The organism is Micromonospora sp. DSM 45708 (assembly GCF_039566955.1).
In the GTDB taxonomy this organism is placed as follows: Bacteria; Actinomycetota; Actinomycetes; order Mycobacteriales; family Micromonosporaceae; genus Micromonospora.
The window spans coordinates 1,047,485-1,063,862 of the sequence record NZ_CP154796.1 but is presented as its reverse complement, the minus strand read 5'-3'; the positions used below and the strand labels follow the sequence as shown (position 1 = coordinate 1,063,862).

Sequence of the window (16,378 nt, the reverse complement as noted above, 5' to 3'; positions counted from 1 at the left end):
CGGCCCGCAAGGCGCGGCCGGCGCATGGACCCACCGCCTTCAACCCGGGCGGCGCTCGTGTGGAACGGAAACCAGAACCCGTGTAGTGACCGCGTTCGGACCACGGGGCGCACCACACCCGTATTCCTCCAGGAACTCGGCCACCAGACGCCACCGCAGGCTGTCGGCCCCCCGGCGAGCAGAGCAGCACCCGGTCAGTCGTCGCCGCGGACGCGGGCGTGCAGGTGCATGTCGTGCCGTCCGTCCGGGTGCACGGCGGCGTTGCGCCTAGTGCCCTCGGCCCGGAAGCCGGCCTTGACGGCGACCCGGCAGGACGCCTGGTTGCGGGTCGAGTGGTCGAGTTCGAGACGGTGGAAGCCGGCGCCGAGCGCCCAGTCACTCACCGCCCGCAACGACCGGGACGCCACGCCCGCGCCGCGAGCGGCCGGCACCACCCAGTACGCGCACACCGCCACCCCGTCGCCGAGGTCCATGGCGCCCAGCACCATGCGCCCGAGCGGCTCACCGCCGCCGTACGTCATCGCCCAGCTCGCCGCCGTCTCCTGGCGCCACGCCTGGCGGTAGTACGCGAACCACTCGCGGACCTGGTCCTCGGAGTCGGGTGGGCGGGTGTGCCAGCGGCGGATCTCGGGATCCTGGTAGGCGGCGAGGAACGCCGACGCGTCGGACGCCTGCCACGGCCGCAGGACGAGGTCGTCGCCGACGGCGAGCGTCGGCTGCGGACCGGGCGCGAGGGTGCCGGCGGGAATGGCGGGCGGCGTCGAGAGGGGAAATCTCACCCGACCATCCTCCACTCGACCGGCTCCTAGAATCGAGTGGTGAGCAGGATCGATCGGGCGCGCAGGACGATCGCCGCGGCGCCGGCGACGGTCTACGACGCGCTTCTGCGCCGGGACGCGCTGGAGGCGTGGTTGCCGCCGGACGGCATGCGCGGGCGGATCGAACGGTGGGATCCCCGCCCCGGTGGCGGCTTCCGGATGGCGCTCACCTACCTCGACCCCACCGGCAGCCCGGGCAAGACGTCGGACGCGACGGACGTCGTCGACGTCGGGTTCGCCGACCTGGTCCGGCCGGAGCGGGTGGTGCAGACCGCGGTGTTCGAGGCCGACGACCCGGCGTACGCCGGGATCATGACCCTGACCTGGCATCTCGCCGCGGTCGGCGACGCGACCGAGGTGACCGTCACCGCGACCGGCGTGCCACCCGGCATCGACCAGGCGGTGCACGAGGAGGGCATCGCGTCCTCGCTGGCCAACCTGGCCGCGTATGTCGAGTCGGCGCGCTGACGACGTGGACGCCGTCTCAGGCCGGCGGGGTGAACACCACGGTGAAGATGGCGACCAGCGACGCCGCCGACATGACCATCGCCCCGAGTGCCGGATCGACCGCGAGCGCCAGCACGACGCCGCAGACCACCAGGCCCAGCGCGACCCCGACCACGCGACGCTGCCGCGCGGACATCCGGGACCATGCCGTCGACTGTCGAGCCACCCCGTCAGCGTCCCACACGGGCGGGCGCCGCGCCGCCCACCTCGGTTACCGTTCGGGGGTGGCAGCCGTGGCGGCCGGAGTCTTCCGGCGGACCGCCCTCGAGCGGTCGGACCAGCGCATCGCTTGGCAGCGCACGGACCAGGCGTTCTTCGCGGCCGGCGCGTGTCACATCCTGGCCTGGGTGTGCCGCGACGCCCACCCGGACCGGTTGATCCGGCTGGCCGGGTTGCGTTTCGTCGGCGACCGGCAGGTCTGCCATGTGTACGCGACGTGGGCGGGCTGGGCGTTCGACCACTCGGGCTGGAACCCGGAGCCGGACCTGCTCGCGGCCAATCGTGACGTCGAGAACCGGCCGCTGGAAAGCATCGCGCTCACCGACGACCTGGCCGACTTCTGCGCGGCACACCGGCACCGGATGCCGTCCGAGTACTGGCGGGACCCGATCCCCCGCGCCCTCGACTACGTGCACCGGCACCCGCCGCCCCGAGGTGCCTGACGTGCCGGCCGGACACCGGTTTCGGCGCCCGGCCGGCACATCGACCCGAACTACAGGTACGGGCGGGTGATCAGCTCGATGGCGTGGCCCCCGGGGTCCTTGAAGTAGACGCCCCGGCCGCCATGCTCGTTGTTGATCTCACCGGGTCGACGCATCTGCGGATCGGCCCAGTGCTCGACGCCCTGGTCGCACAGCCGCCGGTACGCCCGATCGAACAGGTCGTCGTCGATCAGGAACGCGTAGTGCTGCATCTGGATCTCCACCGGCGGCTCGGCGAACTGGAGCAGCACGCCGTCGGAAAGCTGCACGTTGGTGAACGGACCCCAGGACGGCGCCTCCGGCAGCTCCAGCAGCTCCCGGAAGAACCGGGCCGACGCGTGGCGGTCCCGGGCGGCGACGATGGTGTGGTTGAACGAAACGGTCATGCGGTTGACCTCACGGTGCTCGACACGAATGGGAACCATCGGTGCGCGAGCGGCGGGGAGGTCCGCGGGCCCGACCTGGCGGGTGCCCGTGGCGCACCCGTGGCGCGGTCAGACCTCCACCGGATCACCAATCCGTGCATGGCCTCGGGCCGGTCCGGTGTTCACGAACGCTGACGCTAGTCGGCCCGGTCGACAGTCGCAATCGTCACGCCGACCGGGCCCGCCGGTCGGGAGGCGCCGCGGCGTCGTACGACTCGCGGGCGTCGAGCAGCTCGTCCCAGTGCCGCTCGGTCCAGGCGCACGCCACCGCGATCGGTTCGAGCATGCTGCGGCCCACCGGCGTCAGCTCGTACTCGACGGCGCGTCCGGGGTGGACGGTGCGCGTCACCAGACCGTCCCGTTCCAGGGCGCGCAGCGAGCCGGTGAGCACCTTCGGGGTGACGCGGCGCAGCGGCACCCGCAGCTCGGAGAAGCGCCGAGGGCCGCCTTCGAGGCAGCGGATGATGAGCGCCGCCCACTTGTCGCCGAACCGGATCGGGTTGAGCGAGGACGGGCACAGCTCGTCGAACATGTCGGCGGGCAACGGTTGCCTCATGCGGCTCACGATAGCCGGTATCCCCGAGGTAACCAGGCCCGTCGATACCGTCTGCGCACCGGCCGGGCACAGGGCTCCGGCCCTGGTGAGAGGTGTTTCCGCATGGACATCGTGGTCTTCGGCGCCGGCGGTCGCGCCGGGCGGCGGGCCGTGGCCGAGGCGCGGCGGCGCGGCCACCAGGTGACGGCCGTGGTACGCGACCCCGCCCGCCACGACCCGGTCGACGCGCGGGTGGTGGCCGGCGACGTCACCGACCCGGACAGCGTGGCGCGGGCCGCCGCCGGGCAGGACGCGGCGATCAGCGCGGCGGCGGACCTGACCGTGCCACCGCAGGACTTCTTCCCCGCGTCGTCCCGCGCGCTGGCCGCCGGGCTGACCGAGGCCGGCGTACGCCGCCTGGTGGTGGTCGGTCTCGCGCCGGTCCTGCCCGGGCCGTCCGGCGCTGCCCTGATGGACGAGCCCGGCTACCCGAACGAGTACCGCCCGTTCTTCCTCGGCCACGCGGCGGGCCTCGCCGAGCTGCGACACGGCGACCTCGACTGGTCGTACGTGGCACCCGCCGGCGACTTCGACCACGAGGGCACCCGCACCGGCCGCTACGAGTTCGCCGAGCACGGCGACCCGGCCAGCCGGATCAGCTACCAGGACTTCGCGATCGCGCTGCTCGACGAGATCGAGGCACCCCGCCACCCTCGGGGCACCGCGAGCGTCCGGGAGGCGTGACGCCGGCCGTCACGCTCAACTGAAGTGCCGACGGCCGGCCAGCACGGCGTCCAACCATCGCTCGTACCAGGAGAGGAAAGGCCCACGCCCGTTGCCCGGCACGATTCCGGTCAGCGGTCGCGCCCGGGCGGTCAGGGCACCACCCGGGTGGCCGGGCTGTCTCCCGGCAGACCCGACATGTTCGTCTCGACCGGCGGCACCGGGGTGGTTCCGAGGAGCCTTCCGTCCTCGGCGTACGCGGTGAGGGTGGCGGCCCGGTCCGGCGGCACCCGGGTGGTGCCGGCGCCGGATGCGTCGAGGGCGACGGTGGCCGTCGGCGAGCCGTCGACCGTGACGGTGACGCGCGCCGCGTCGGGTGGGGCGATCACCCGCGCCTGGCCCGTCGGTGTGCGGGTGCCGGTGTCGGCCCGGATCCGCCAGCCGATCGGTCGTTGTTCCGCGCCCTCGGCCGGCAGCAGCAGCCGCAGGTCGGTCCACCAGCCGGTCCGGTCGTCGCCGTGCACGGCGTACGCGATGACTCCCCCGCCGGCCGGTTGCACGGTGAGCAGCGCGACGGCCTGGCCGCCCTCGCGGCCTGACCACCGCACCCGGACCGTCGTCCCGGCCGCCGGGAGACGGCTGTCGAGAAGTGCCGACGCGACGACGGTACGCAGGGCGGCGTCATCCAACGGCCTGCCCCGCGCGTTCCGTCCGGCGGCGGTGAGCAGCGGACCCAGCTCCGGTCCGGTCGGGTCGGGCGCGGCGTACGGGCCGCCGCCCAGGCCGCCCTGGTAGAGCAGGGCAGCGCCACGACTGACCCGGACGACGGGTTCGCTCCGAAGCGGCGCGGACGGCAGCACGGCGACTCCGACCCCGCCGCCGTCCGGCCGGGCCAGGTTCTCGTACTCCAGGACTCCCCTCGCGGTGTACCGGAGATCGCCACTGATCATCACGGTCGTGTCCGCCGGTCCGACGACCACCGCGAACCCGCCCCGGTCGGGTTCGGTCCGCATCAGGGCCATCACCGGGCTGTCGGCGCCCTCACTGCTGCCGGCCCAACGCATCTGCCGGGCGTCGGCCCCGGTCGGCCCCACCAACCAGACGAGCGTCTCCTTGGTCAGCAGGCCGAACCGTAGCGGCACCGCGACCAGCGCGACCCGGTGGCCCGGCTGGTCACTGCCGTAGAGCAGCCGCATCCGGTCGGGATCGCCGACTTTCCACACACCCTCCGGGCTCCCGCCGGTGCTCGTCGACGGATCGGCGCTGATCCGCCGCCGCAGCGAGTCCCACCAGGCCCGGTCGCCGGCCAACGCGCCCCGGGGCGGCGCGTCGAGCAGCGCCGCCGGGGCGGCGGCCACCGCGACGCGGGGCGCCCATCCGGGCAGCGGCACCACGTTGGCCTGAACCCCGACGAGCGTCGCCCCGGCCACGACGGCCACCGCCGCCCGGACCAGCCGCGCCTGCCGGTGCCGTCGCGCACGGCGCGCGAACCCCGGCCACGGATCCTCGGGTACGACGACAGCGCGCGCGGCCTGCGACAGCGCCGGACTCAGCGTCGAATTCGCGAAGCTCTCGGTCATGCCGGTTCCTCCTCGAGCCGTACCGTGGACTGGGAGACGGATGGGGCGAACTCCACCCGCAGCCGGGCCAACCCGCGCGACGCCTGGCTCTTCACCGAGCCGACGGAGCAGCCGAGCACCCGGGCGGTGTCCGCCTCGCTGAGGTCTTCGAAGTAGCGCAGCACCAGCACCGCCTGGGTCCTGGGCGGCAGCCGTCGCAGCGCGGTGAGGAGCAGTTGCCGCTCCTCCACCCGTGCGTACGCGTCCGGCGTCGGCGCGCCGTCGGACGTCAGCAGCGGCACCTCCAGCGGACGCCGTCGGCGCCGCCAGGAGATCGCCGTGTTGACCATCACCCGGCGTACGTAGACCTCGGGCGCGTCCCTGCGGAGGATGCGTTCCCAACGTCGGTGGGTCTTCTCCAACGCCGACTGCGTCAGGTCCTCGGCGGTTCCCCGATCGCCGGTCAGCAGGTAGGCCGTCCGGAGCAACGGTCCCCACTGTCTCTGCACGAACAGCCGGAACTGTTCGTCGTCCTCGTGCCGACTCACGCCACCTCCAGGCCGCGTCCGCCTCGCGTGCGCGGGCGGATGCAGGGTGAGACGCGATCGCCTCCGTCCATGGTTGAGTGGAAGGACTTCCGGCGCCAGTTCCTCAACGCAGACGGAAGCGGGCGGCGAGGTCGCGCACGTCACGCGAGCCGTCGACGGTCACCACCGGCAGACCCGACGCGACGGCCTGGCGGCGGATCTCGGCGTCCCACAGCTCGTCGCGCGCCAGCCGCAGGGTGAGCGCCTCGTCGTGGTCGCTGGCTCCCCAGCCGGCGCGGGTCCGGACCGGGCCGGCGAAAGCGGTGCACCGGCCGACGTAGCCGCGTTCCGCGCGGTCACCGTCGTAGATCAGCACGTCGTAGCGGTCGGCCAGGCCCCGCGCCAGGGTGCTCTTGCCGGCGCCGGTGCCGCCCGCGAGCCACCGCAGGTGCGCGAGACGATGAGCGAGGTCGACGGGAGGCGTCATCGGCCGGCGGCCTCCCGCGCGTTCCGCTCCACCATGTCCCGATGGGCCGCCAGACTCACGGCGTCCGACGTCGGCGTGTTCGTCGCGGTGGGAAGAAGACCGACCGCGCCGTCGATCAACTCGCGGACGATGTCGGCGTGACCGGCATGGCGCTGCGTCTCGGCGGTCATGTGCACCAGGACGTGATGCAACGTCACCTCGCCGCCGTCGCCCCACCACGGCACCCGACCGACCGCGTCCAGCGGCAACGCCTCGATCGTCGCGTCCGCGTGTGCCCAGGACCGCCGGTACAGCTCGACGATCGATTCCCGCGACTCGCTCGGCAGGGCCCACGCCTCCCACGTCGCCTCGCCCGCCGGCCACTGCGGCACGGCGTCAGCCGGCCGACCGAAGGTTTCGCCGAAGTAGCCGAACTCGCCTCGGGCCAGGTGCTTGACCAGGCCCAGCAGGTTCGTGCCGGTGGGCGTCAGCGGGCGGCGGACGTCGTACTCGCCCAGCCCGTCGAGCTTCCACACCATCACGCTGCGCGCCCCGCGCAGGTAGTCGAGCAGGTCCGCCTTCGGGTCGAAGATCGCCATGGCGGACAGCATGCGGCATCCACCCTGGCTGCACATTCCCGGCCCCGACACGAGCGCGCGGGCCGCCCGTCACCGACGAACATCGATCCCACCGGGCAGTGCGGTCCGCCCGCTGTCGGTAGCATCTCCGTGTTTTTGCCTGCAACGGGGAGGACCATCCACATGCGAATGAAGTTGTCGGCCGGTGTCGTGATAGCGCTGACCTTTCTGATTCCGGCGGCGCCGGCCGCGGCTCAGGCTCAGGCGCCCGGGCTCGACCCGGCCTGCCAGACGGTCGAGCGCAAGGTCTACCAGGACATCCGCGAGCTCATCACCATCGACCTGGACACCGCCACCAACGCCGAGTTGCGGTTGCTGGCCTACCGGCTCCTGGCCGAGGCGAAAGCCGAATCGTTGCCCGTTCTGCCCAAGGCCATCGAGGACCGGCTGAACGGCACCGCAGACGATCTGCGCGCGTTCCTCAAGTCGAGCGTGCAGACCGCCTGGCAGACGGCCCTGCGGGTCAAGACGGTCCAGACCTTGACCGGCGCCGGCCCCAACGTGCGGGCCGCGACGCAGAAGGCCCTCGACGACGGGTCCATCGACGTCCTCCTGGCCTACCTGAACACCGGCCTGTACGACGCCCGTGCGCTGGACTGCGCGGCGCAGCCGACGCCCACGGTGACGGCGACGGTTCGGCCCACGCCGACGGCGAGCGCCACGCCCAGCGCCTCGGCGACGGTCGTGCCGACCGCTGCCCCCTCCGTCAGCCCGGGCGCTCCCGGTGGCGAGGGCGGCGAGGGCGGCGGGCTGCCGGTGACCGGTTCCGACACCGCGACCGTGGCCGGCATCGGCGGCGCGCTGCTGCTCCTCGGTGGCGTGGGCTACGTGATCGGGCGCCGGCGCCGCGCCCGCTTCGTGGCGTAGCTCGCGCGACGGAGTGACGCCCCGGCAGTCAGGCCAGAGGGGCGGGGGCGCGGGTTCATGGGCGGTCTCCGCCTGACAGGAAGCGGCCCCGGCGAGTGCCGGGGCCGCTGATGGTCGGGTGGTGGCCGCGGGACCACCTCCGATGAGGTTCTGTAGTTTGCCTCAATAGGCCCATAGCAGACGCTGCTGCGGCTTCCGTCCGCCCCGACGTGCCACAATCCCCACCGCCGCCAACCCTAACCGCGGCACACAGCAGAATCGGCAGCGCGACCAGCACCGCACCCGTCACGACCAGGCCGAGCACTCCGGCGGTGATCCAGGCGGAGGTGCGAGCGTTGTCGCCCAGCAGTAGCCGGCGGGCTGCGGATGGCCGCTAGCTTGGCTGCCACCGATACTCGCCATACGGCATGGCCAGGTCAGCGATGCGCTTGCGAGGCGCCGGCAACGGCATGTATCCGTCCACGATGACCTCCTGAATCAGGCAACCGCCTCGACCGTGAAGGGCGGCTGCGTGAAGCCCGCCCAACTGGTGGACGGGGTCCGGTTACAGGACCTTGATGGAGTCGACGCGCAGCAGCGGAACCGTCGTCTCCCCGCCGATCTGGGTGTCGTACGAGAACGACCCGAGCACGGTCACCTTCGCCTGAAACTCGTCGTCCTGCACCAGGTCGGAGAGCCGGCCGGCGTCGCCCTGCAACAGGGTGTTCGTGTCGTACTCGAACTCGTAGGTGAGGTTCCGGCCGCCGACGTTGGCGCGGAACGCGTCGGTGCCCGTCGCGGCGTCGAACTGGGTGACCTGCCCGTACACGACGTACGTGCGGCCGGTGTAGCTGTCCGGGTTTTTGGCGATGAGTTTCCACTGCCGCTCGGTGAGCTTCCCGTACACAACCGGCTTCGGCTTGGCCGGCGGGGTGGTCCTCGTCGGGGCGGGTTTGCTGCTCGCCGCCGCGGCGGGAGTGGCCGGGGCAACGGTTGGGGGTACCGCGGTGGTGGGTGCCGCCGTTGCTGTGGCCGTGGGTGTGCTCACGCTCGGGCTGGTCTGAGCGGCGGGCTTGCTGTCGTCGAGGGCGGCACCGATCGCGCCCGCACCGCAGCAAAGGAGGACGAGCACCCCCAGACCGCCAGCTATCCACACCAGCGGGTTCCGCCGCTTGCCGCCGGGGGCGGGCGGGGAGGCGAAGGTGAGAGGCTGCGTTGGCGGTTGGGCGGGCGGCGGCGTGTACGGGTCGGTCAAGGTTTCTCCCCGGCTGGTGTGTGAGTTGTCGATGCTGCCCTGGCGGGTTGGTTCGAGGCTCAGGTACGTCGCGGAGGCGACAACGGGTGTGCCCGGATGGTGGCGGCTCTGAGCTGACCGTCAGCAGCACCAATCCGGGTATCGCCGATGTGGGACCGTCAGTACACCTCGCACCGGAGCCGGAAGTTCGGGTTGCCGTAGGCGTCGACTTGCCACGGTTTCGCGTTTCCTTGTCGATGCGCTCGTAGTCGCGGCGGTTCGTCCACCCGGTTTCCCCCCGGTCGTCGACCGCCTGCCCGCAGCACGGGTCCTCCACACGGAGCAGTCGGTTTCCCGGGCGGTCCCCCATGCCGAGGTCGTAGATCCCGGCACGCAGCGCAGGCATCGGACGGGGAACATCATGGCGACGGTTGCCACCTCGGCCGGGCCGTTGGGGACCGGAGTTCAGGCGCGTGGGCGTGGTGTCGACTGTGCCGGTAGGCACCTTCGGCGCGGGCGTCGCGGGCCCGCACCGCGAGCGGGTAGTTGGGTGCTTGTCTGACACGTGCTTCGACAGCCAAGAGGCCCCGGACCTGCGAGAGGTCCGGGGCGTGCGGTGAAGATCAGGCGGCGACTTCGTGGTCCGGTTTGACGCCAGGCTTCTCGCCCTTGTTGCTCTTACCTGCGCGGCCGGTTACCACCTTGCGGCTTGCCACCTTGGCTGGTGCCTTTTTCGGCGCCAGCTGCGACACCCGCTGAGCGGAGATGCCGAGCAGGGCACCCGCGTCGCGGACTGTGTAACCCTTGTCGAGCAGCGTTCGGGCAGCAGCGACGGTGGCCTTGTCGGCAGACTGTTCGGCCTCGCGCAGCGCGATACGCGCCTTGCGCGCTCTGGTGACTTCCCTCGGGACTTCGGGCTGCACCTCCACGTCAAAACTGTCGGGCTTGACGTCGAGCATGAGCGCGATCGCTTCCCGTGCCATCTTTTCGACCTGGTCCAGGCGGCGGGCCTGAGAGAAGACGCCCGTGATCTCCGGGACGGTGATGGCCCACCAGCCGCCGGAGCGGACACACGTTGCGGTGTACTTCATCGGCGGTAGTCCCTTCTACCTCAAGCCGAGAGAGCGCAGGATGCCCCGCGCGGTGAGTTCGTTGATCTCCTTGTGTCGGGGTATGACGACGTTCTGCGAGCCGTACCGGTAGATGGTGTGGCTGCCTCCTTCGCGAAGCTTCTCGAAGGTGATGCCCGCGTCGGCGGCGGCCTTGCCGATCCGGTTGATCAGGTCGGTTCGCTTCACGTGGCAAGTCTAGTGTAATAGACAATGACAGTAAAGCAGGCTTGACTTGATAACATGGGAGCGCCCGCCTGAACGAGGACTTCCAGCCGACGCCGAAAGTTCACTGCGAATCGAATGCTGCTACCGCGCCGGCGACACGTCACGCGACGAGCGCACCGCCTGGCTACTCGGGCGAGGCGGGCAATCGCGATGCTGCACGGCGAAGGCCTGGTTGCAACCCGCCAAGGGCTCACTTCACGAGTGCGATCGGTGGTCGACACGCAACCGTCGGAGCCGGCGCCTGCCGTGCACCGAGAGCTCCTTTTAGATGATCTTTAGGCGGACTTTTGCGCTGGTGGGGCGGGCGGGGTTCGAACCCGCGACCGAGGGATTATGAGTCCCCTGCTCTAACCGGCTGAGCTACCGCCCCGTCACCGCGCGTCGGATCGTAACCCGCCGATCGATCACCGGCCACCACCGCTCCGGCGCCGTGAGCCGCCGTGACGCCACGATGGGCAACGCGAGGATAACAGCGAGCAGCGGAGCGCCGAATCAACCCCGCAACTCGTCGAGCACCGCGCCGGCGGTCCGCCAGCCACTGGCCAACGCGCCCTGGATGGACGGGCTGTCCCGGTGGTCGCCGGCCACGAACAGGCCGTCGCCGAGCGCCACCGGCTTGCGCAGCCGGCCCTGCGGCGGTGGGGCGGCCGGCAGCGCGTCCGGCACCGAGACGGTGGTGAGGTGGGTCCAGTCGGCGGTGGAGCGGCCGTAGAGGCGGTCCAGTTCGCGGCGGATCACCGGTTCGGGCGGGGCCTGCGGGCCGACCACGGACGTGGCCACCAGGTGCTGGCCGTCCGGCGCGTACGTGGGCGCGGCGTTGCTGACCACCACCGTGTTGACGACCAGTTCCCGCCGGTCGCCGTCGAGCAGCAAAATCGGCTCGTCCAGCGGCGGCGTGTCGGTGCGGTGGTAGTAGGTGGTGTACGCGTGCATGCGTACCCGGTCGACGGCCGGCAGCAGCGTGGCCGCCGCCGGCGGGTCGGCGGCGACCACGACGGCGCGGCAGGTGATCTCGCCGGCCTCGGTGCGGACCCGGCCGGGCGCGACAGCGGTGACCGGCGTCCGCAGCGTGATCTGCTCGGCGGGCAGCGGCGCGGCGACGGCCCGGGGCAGCGCGCCCATGCCCTGCGCGGGCAGCCCGATCCGACCCCGGGCGAACGAGCGCAGGATGACCGCGAACACGTGGCTGGAGGTGGCCAGCTCGCGGTCGAGCAGCACACCGGCCAGGAACGGCCGGATCAGCTCCTCGATGATCGCGTCGGAGAGCCCGGCCCGGCGTAGCGCCGTCTCGGTGCTGGTCTCGGTGGCGGTGAGCAGCCGTGCGACGGGCAGGGTGGCGCAGCCGGTGGCGAGCGCGGCCAGGCGCAGCCGGTCGCGCAGCGACCCGACGTCGGCGGTCAGCGCGGCGGGCCCGCCGGTGGGCTCGCGCAGCGGGTTGACCAGCCGGGCCAGCCGGTCGCCGCGGCGGACCAGCACGCCGGAGGTGAACCAGCCCAGGTCGAGTGCGTCGAGGTCGAGCAGCGTGCCGAGTCGGGGGTATGCGGTGTTGAGCACCTGGAAGCCGCGGTCCAGCCGGAACCCGTCGACCTCGTCGGTGGCGACCCGGCCGCCGAGCCGGTCGCCGGCCTCCAGCAGCCGCCACGACACGCCGGCGCGGTGCAACCGGCGGGCGGCGGCGAGGCCGGCCAGGCCGCCGCCGACGACGACCACGTCGGTGTCAGGCACGGTCCACCCCCGCTCCGGCCCGGTCGCCGTCGCGGTGCGACCGGGACAAGCGGCTGGGCCACCACACCTTCGGCCCGATGTCGTACGCGAGCGCGGGCACCAGCAGCGAGCGGACCACGATGGTGTCGAGCAGCACCCCGACGGCGACCGCCACGCCCAGCTCCACCAGCACGACGAGCGGCAGCACGGCGAGCGCGGAGAACGTGGCGGCGAGCACGATGCCGGCGGAGGTGATGACGCCACCGGTGACCGCCAGGCCGGCCAGCACCCCGGCGCGGGTGCCGCGCCGCACCGACTCCTCGCGGACGCGGCTCATCAGGAAGATGTTGTAGTCGATGCCGAGTGCGACCAGGAACACGAAGGCGAACAGCGGGAAGGACTGGTCGACGCCGGGGAAGTCGAAGACGTATTTGAACAGCAACGCGCAGAGGCCGAGCGTGGCCAGGAACGACAGCACCACGGTGGCGATCAGCAGCAGCGGGGCGACCAGGGCGCGCAGCAGCAGCGCCAGGATGATCGCGATGACCAGCAGCACCACCGGGATGATCACGTTGCGGTCCCGGACGGACGCGTCGGCGGTGTCCACGTTGATGGCGGTGAAGCCGCCGACCACGGCGTTCGCCCCGGGCACCGCGTGCACCGCCTCGCGCAGGTCCCGGATGGTCCGTTCGGCGCCGTTGCTGTCGGGCGGGTCGGCGAGCGTGACGTTGAGCTGCACCCGGCCGTCGACGACCTTGGGCGGGGCGTTCGGGTCGGGTGGCGCGTTCTGACCCTGCTGGCCGAGCGGCGCCACCGAGGCGACACCCTTGACGCCCTGGGCCACCTGGGCGACCCGCTGCGCGGCGGCCTGTTCGGTGAAGATGGTGGCCGGGCTGCCGGTGCCGGCCGGGAAGTGCCGGTCGATGACCTCCTGGCCGGCAACCGAGTCGGTGCGCTGGGTGAAGAGCTGGGACTGGCCGAGGGTGGTGGCGCCGAGCTGGGTCACCCCGATCGCGAGGGCCGCCAGCACCACGGCGGTGACGATCCAGACGGTACGCGCGCGGCGCGCCACGAAGCCGGCGATCCGCCCCCAGAGGCCGTGCTCGGTACGCGGGTCGGCGTCGTCGTGCCGGGGTCGCCGGGGCCAGAACGCCCACCGGCCGCCGAGCACCAGCAGGGCGGGCAGGAACGTCAGCATCACCAGCAGCGTGGCGGCGATGCCGACGGCGCTGACCGGGCCGAGCGCCCGGTTGGAGTTGAGGCTGGACAGCAGCAGGCAGAGCAGGCTGACGATGACGGTGGCGCCGGAGGCGATGATGGCCGGGGCGGCGCCCTTCCAGGCGGCCTTCATCGCGTCCCAGGGGCGTTCGTGCCGGTGCAGTTCCTCCCGGTAGCGGGCGATGAGCAGCAGCGCGTAGTCGGTGCCGGCGCCGAAGACGAGCACGGTGAGGATGCCCTGCGCCTGCCCGTTGAGCTTGACCACGTCGTGCTTGGCGAGCTGGTAGACGACGACGGCGGCCAGCGAGTACGACATCCCGGCGGCCAGCAGCGGAAAGATCCAGAGCACCGGGCTGCGGTAGACGATCAGCAGGATGATCAGCACCACGACCAGGGTGACCAGCAGCAGGGGCCCGTCGATGGCGGAGAACACCTCGATCAGGTCGCCGAGCAGGCCGGCCGGGCCGGCCACGTCGACGGTGAGCCCGTCCCGGTCCGGGCCGGTGATGGCGCGCAGCTCGTCGACCACGCTGCGGATCTGTTCGCCCTCGGCGCTGTCGATCGGGACGATCACCTGGGCGGCCTGCTTGTCCTGGCTGACGATCGACGGCGGCAGCGGGCCGACCACGCCGGGCACCTGGGCGAATCGGGCCGCGTCGGCCTGGATCCGCTGCTGGTCGGCGGCGGTGATGCCGCCGGCGCGCTCGTAGACCACCAGGGCCGGCGTGGTCTCCCGGTCGACGAAGCCGGCGGCGAGGTCCTGGGCGCGGGTGGCTTCGGCGTCGGTGGGGAGGAAGGAGGCGTTGTCGTTGGTGGCGACGTCGCCGAGTTTGCCGGCGTACGGGCCGGCGACCCCGCCGACGATCAGCCAGCCGAGCACCACCGCCACCGCGATCAGCGTCGCCGTCCAGCGGCTGCGTCCTGCGGCCATCTCCACCACCCTCGGATCGACGCAAAAATCGACGCAGCGGGAGTCTAAGTCGACCCCGACCATCCTGCCGTCCGAAGCGGCGTTCGCGGGCGGAAACCGGACGGCCGTGACGGACCCGGCAACGAGAAACGCCCGTCGGCGTGGCCGACGGGCGTGAGGTGGAGCAAAGCTCCCCCGATTGGACTCGAACCAATAACCTGCCGGTTAACAGCCGGCTGCTCTGCCAATTGAGCTACAGGGGACCGTGCACCGCCCGGTGCGGATCTCCCCGCGCCGTGCGACGGGAAAAGAATACAGGACATCGGGGGGTGGCGCGCCAGGGGGTTTGCCGGCGGCGCAGAATCGGGATAAATCGTCATCTCGGCACACGGAGGCATGAGCGGCGAGCAGGATGGGTAGTTAGCCACCAACAGAGTTCAGGGACGGAAGGAGCCGCCATGCGCGGAAAGATCATGTTTCTTGGCGGGCTGGCAGCGGGGTTCGTCCTGGGCGCCCGTGCCGGCCGGGAGAAGTACGAGGAGCTGGTGGTCCGTGGGCGCAAGGTGCTCGACCACCCGACCGTCCAGGAGGCGGCGGGCGTCGCGCAGGCTCAGGCGACCCGGCTCTACTCCGAGGGCAAGGACAAGCTCGGCCAGACCAAGATCGGCGAGAAGATCTCGACCGGCAACGGCAGCAAGCCGGGGCTGACCGACGCCGACAAGCCGTTCGCCGGCACGCCAGCCGCGGTGGGCAGCAAGGCCGGCACCAGCGGTACGGGGTCGACCGGCGTGACCGGTTCGACCACGACCGGCACGAGCAGCAAGCCCAACGGCACGAGCAGCAACCTCTGACACACACGGACAGCGGGCCGGCTCACCCTCGGGTGACCGGCCCGCTCCCGTGTGTCCTCCCCGCACGTCACACCGCCGTGACGCCGGTGTGGCACATTCTCCGCAAGGGGAGGTGGACGATCACATGACGATGGTCGGACCGGAGAACGCGGATCAGGCGCGGCTGCTGCGACTGCTGCGCGACGACGGCCCCCGGTCCCGGGTCGAGCTGGTCGACGTCCTCGGGCTGCCCCGGGCGCGGTTCGCCGCCGAGGCGGACCGGCTGGTCGCGCAGGGCCTGGTGGAGGTCGCGGGGCCGGCCGCGTCGCGGGGTGGTCGCCGCTCGTCGCTGCTGCGGATCGGCGCGCAGGTGCGTTTCGGCGCGGTGCTCGTCGGCGACGGCCGGCTGCGGGTCGCACTCACCGACGGTGAGCTGAACCCGCTCACCCGGCTCGACGAGCCCGTCGACGTGCGGCTCGGCCCCGAGGCGGTGGTCGGCCGGACGGTGGAGCTGCTCGGCAAGCTGCGGGCCGAGGCGGGGCTGGCCCGGCTGACCGGCGTCGGGGTGGCGCTGCCCGCGCCGGTGGCGGTCCGCGACGGCACGCCCGTCTCCCCGCCCGCGCTGCCCGGGTGGCACCGGTTTCCGGTACGCGACACGCTCGCCGCCGAGCTGGGCTGCCCGGTGCACGTCGACAACGACGCGAACGCGATGGCGCTCGGCGAGTCGCACGCCGGCACCGGCCGCCCGTTCGACGACTTCCTCTACGTCAAGCTCGGCGACGCGGTCGGCTGCGGGCTGGTGCTCGGCGGCTCGCTCTACCGGGGCGCGACCAGCGGCGCCGGCGACATCGGGCACCTCCAACTGGCCGAGGACGGGCCGCTCTGCGGCTGCGGCAACACCGGCTGCGTCGAGGCGTACTGCGGGGATGCCGCCCTGGTCCGGGAGGCGGTGACGGTCGCGCGGGCCGGGCGCTCGACGGTGCTGGCGGAGCGGCTCGCGGCGGCCGGCGTGCTGACGGTGGCTGACGTGGCCGCGGCGGCGACCGAGGGCGATCCGGCGGCGCAGACGCTGGTCCGGGACGCCGCCCGCCGGCTCGGGCAGGTGCTGGTCGGGCTGGTCAGCTTCGTCAACCCGGCCATCGTGATCATCGGCGGCGCGGCGCCCGGCATCGGGCCGGTCCTGCTCGCCGAGATCCGGGGCGTGGTCTACCGGCGGTCCACGCCGCTGGCCACCGGCACCATGCCGATCGTCCTGTCCGACCTCGACGACCGCGCCGCCCTGATCGGCGCGGCCCGCCTGACCAGCGAGCAGCTCTTCACCACCCGCTGACCCCGGGCGCCGCCGCGTCGGCGGCCCGCCCGCGCCGATCACCGGTGGTGACCGTCGGCAACCCGGTCGA

The 16,378-nt window shown here is 72.4% G+C and carries 19 protein-coding genes and 2 tRNA genes; 6 read left to right on the top strand and 15 right to left on the bottom strand.

Features of this window, described 5'->3' with window-relative positions; genetic code table 11:
• Window positions 1-194: 194 nt before the first annotated feature.
• Window positions 195-779: a GNAT family N-acetyltransferase gene (locus VKK44_RS05185; protein ID WP_343445694.1), complete on the bottom strand. Its 585-nt coding sequence runs from the start codon at window positions 777-779 to the stop codon at window positions 195-197.
• Between the two features lie 39 nt (window positions 780-818).
• On the opposite strand from VKK44_RS05185, the gene VKK44_RS05180 reads away from it, so the two are divergent.
• Entirely contained in the window at window positions 819-1,286 is a 468-nt protein-coding gene (locus VKK44_RS05180) for an SRPBCC family protein (protein WP_343445692.1), read from the top strand.
• A 16-nt stretch (window positions 1,287-1,302) separates the two neighbouring features.
• Here VKK44_RS05180 and VKK44_RS05175 read toward each other — a convergent pair whose 3' ends face one another.
• Window positions 1,303-1,461 carry a hypothetical protein gene (locus VKK44_RS05175; protein ID WP_343445691.1) on the bottom strand — a complete coding sequence of 53 codons (159 nt, stop codon included), beginning with the start codon at window positions 1,459-1,461 and terminating at the stop codon, window positions 1,303-1,305.
• An 88-nt stretch (window positions 1,462-1,549) separates the two neighbouring features.
• On the opposite strand from VKK44_RS05175, the gene VKK44_RS05170 reads away from it, so the two are divergent.
• Complete coding sequence (locus VKK44_RS05170; protein WP_343445690.1) at window positions 1,550-1,987, top strand: hypothetical protein; 438 nt, start codon at window positions 1,550-1,552, stop codon at window positions 1,985-1,987.
• A 50-nt stretch (window positions 1,988-2,037) separates the two neighbouring features.
• Here the strand turns inward: VKK44_RS05170 and VKK44_RS05165 are convergent, their stop codons facing one another.
• Both VKK44_RS05165 and VKK44_RS05160 read right to left on the bottom strand, forming a co-directional pair.
• A complete protein-coding gene (locus VKK44_RS05165) occupies window positions 2,038-2,412 on the bottom strand; it encodes a VOC family protein (RefSeq protein ID WP_343445688.1) in 375 nt (124 codons plus the stop codon).
• Window positions 2,413-2,617: 205 nt separating this feature from the next.
• Entirely contained in the window at window positions 2,618-3,007 is a 390-nt protein-coding gene (locus tag VKK44_RS05160) for a winged helix-turn-helix transcriptional regulator (RefSeq protein WP_343445686.1), read from the bottom strand.
• A 102-nt stretch (window positions 3,008-3,109) separates the two neighbouring features.
• On the opposite strand from VKK44_RS05160, the gene VKK44_RS05155 reads away from it, so the two are divergent.
• A complete protein-coding gene (locus tag VKK44_RS05155; RefSeq protein ID WP_343445685.1) occupies window positions 3,110-3,730 on the top strand; it encodes an NAD(P)-dependent oxidoreductase in 621 nt (206 codons plus the stop codon).
• A gap of 131 nt (window positions 3,731-3,861) precedes the next feature.
• Here the strand turns inward: VKK44_RS05155 and VKK44_RS05150 are convergent, their stop codons facing one another.
• From VKK44_RS05150 to VKK44_RS05135, 4 genes are all read right to left on the bottom strand, one after another.
• A complete protein-coding gene (locus tag VKK44_RS05150; RefSeq protein ID WP_343445684.1) occupies window positions 3,862-5,289 on the bottom strand; it encodes a YML083C domain-containing protein in 1,428 nt (475 codons plus the stop codon).
• A complete protein-coding gene (locus tag VKK44_RS05145) occupies window positions 5,286-5,816 on the bottom strand; it encodes a SigE family RNA polymerase sigma factor (protein ID WP_343445683.1) in 531 nt (176 codons plus the stop codon). The genes VKK44_RS05150 and VKK44_RS05145 overlap by 4 nt, the downstream gene beginning before the upstream one ends.
• A gap of 103 nt (window positions 5,817-5,919) precedes the next feature.
• Window positions 5,920-6,282 (bottom strand): hypothetical protein, encoded by a 363-nt coding sequence (locus VKK44_RS05140; protein WP_343445682.1) that lies wholly within the window; start codon window positions 6,280-6,282, stop codon window positions 5,920-5,922.
• The gene (locus VKK44_RS05135; RefSeq protein WP_343445681.1) at window positions 6,279-6,872 is read right to left on the bottom strand and encodes a DinB family protein; all 594 of its coding nucleotides are present in this window, start codon (window positions 6,870-6,872) and stop codon (window positions 6,279-6,281) included. The genes VKK44_RS05140 and VKK44_RS05135 overlap by 4 nt, the downstream gene beginning before the upstream one ends.
• Before the next feature lie 150 nt (window positions 6,873-7,022).
• Here VKK44_RS05135 and VKK44_RS05130 point away from each other — a divergent pair, with 150 nt between their 5' ends.
• Window positions 7,023-7,766, top strand: a complete 744-nt coding sequence (locus VKK44_RS05130) for an ALF repeat-containing protein (protein ID WP_343447673.1) — start codon at window positions 7,023-7,025, stop codon at window positions 7,764-7,766.
• A 544-nt stretch (window positions 7,767-8,310) separates the two neighbouring features.
• Here VKK44_RS05130 and VKK44_RS05125 read toward each other — a convergent pair.
• The 7 genes from VKK44_RS05125 to VKK44_RS05095 form a co-directional block, all read right to left on the bottom strand.
• The gene (locus VKK44_RS05125; protein WP_343445680.1) at window positions 8,311-8,793 is read right to left on the bottom strand and encodes a hypothetical protein; all 483 of its coding nucleotides are present in this window, start codon (window positions 8,791-8,793) and stop codon (window positions 8,311-8,313) included.
• An 809-nt stretch (window positions 8,794-9,602) separates the two neighbouring features.
• A complete protein-coding gene (locus VKK44_RS05120; protein ID WP_343445679.1) occupies window positions 9,603-10,070 on the bottom strand; it encodes a type II toxin-antitoxin system HicB family antitoxin in 468 nt (155 codons plus the stop codon).
• Between the two features lie 15 nt (window positions 10,071-10,085).
• The gene (locus VKK44_RS05115) at window positions 10,086-10,277 is read right to left on the bottom strand and encodes a type II toxin-antitoxin system HicA family toxin (RefSeq protein ID WP_343445677.1); all 192 of its coding nucleotides are present in this window, start codon (window positions 10,275-10,277) and stop codon (window positions 10,086-10,088) included.
• Between the two features lie 332 nt (window positions 10,278-10,609).
• A tRNA-Ile gene (locus VKK44_RS05110) sits at window positions 10,610-10,686 on the bottom strand.
• A gap of 122 nt (window positions 10,687-10,808) precedes the next feature.
• Window positions 10,809-12,041 carry an FAD-dependent oxidoreductase gene (locus tag VKK44_RS05105; RefSeq protein WP_343445676.1) on the bottom strand — a complete coding sequence of 411 codons (1,233 nt, stop codon included), beginning with the start codon at window positions 12,039-12,041 and terminating at the stop codon, window positions 10,809-10,811.
• Window positions 12,034-14,169 (bottom strand): MMPL family transporter, encoded by a 2,136-nt coding sequence (locus VKK44_RS05100; protein WP_343445675.1) that lies wholly within the window; start codon window positions 14,167-14,169, stop codon window positions 12,034-12,036. The genes VKK44_RS05105 and VKK44_RS05100 overlap by 8 nt, the downstream gene beginning before the upstream one ends.
• A gap of 169 nt (window positions 14,170-14,338) precedes the next feature.
• Window positions 14,339-14,411, bottom strand: a tRNA-Asn gene (locus tag VKK44_RS05095).
• 195 nt (window positions 14,412-14,606) lie between these two features.
• Here VKK44_RS05095 and VKK44_RS05090 point away from each other — a divergent pair.
• Window positions 14,607-14,999 (top strand): hypothetical protein, encoded by a 393-nt coding sequence (locus VKK44_RS05090; protein ID WP_343445674.1) that lies wholly within the window; start codon window positions 14,607-14,609, stop codon window positions 14,997-14,999.
• 124 nt (window positions 15,000-15,123) lie between these two features.
• Window positions 15,124-16,308, top strand: coding sequence for an ROK family transcriptional regulator (locus VKK44_RS05085; RefSeq protein WP_343445673.1), 1,185 nt, complete (start codon window positions 15,124-15,126; stop codon window positions 16,306-16,308).
• Window positions 16,309-16,378: the final 70 nt, after the last annotated feature.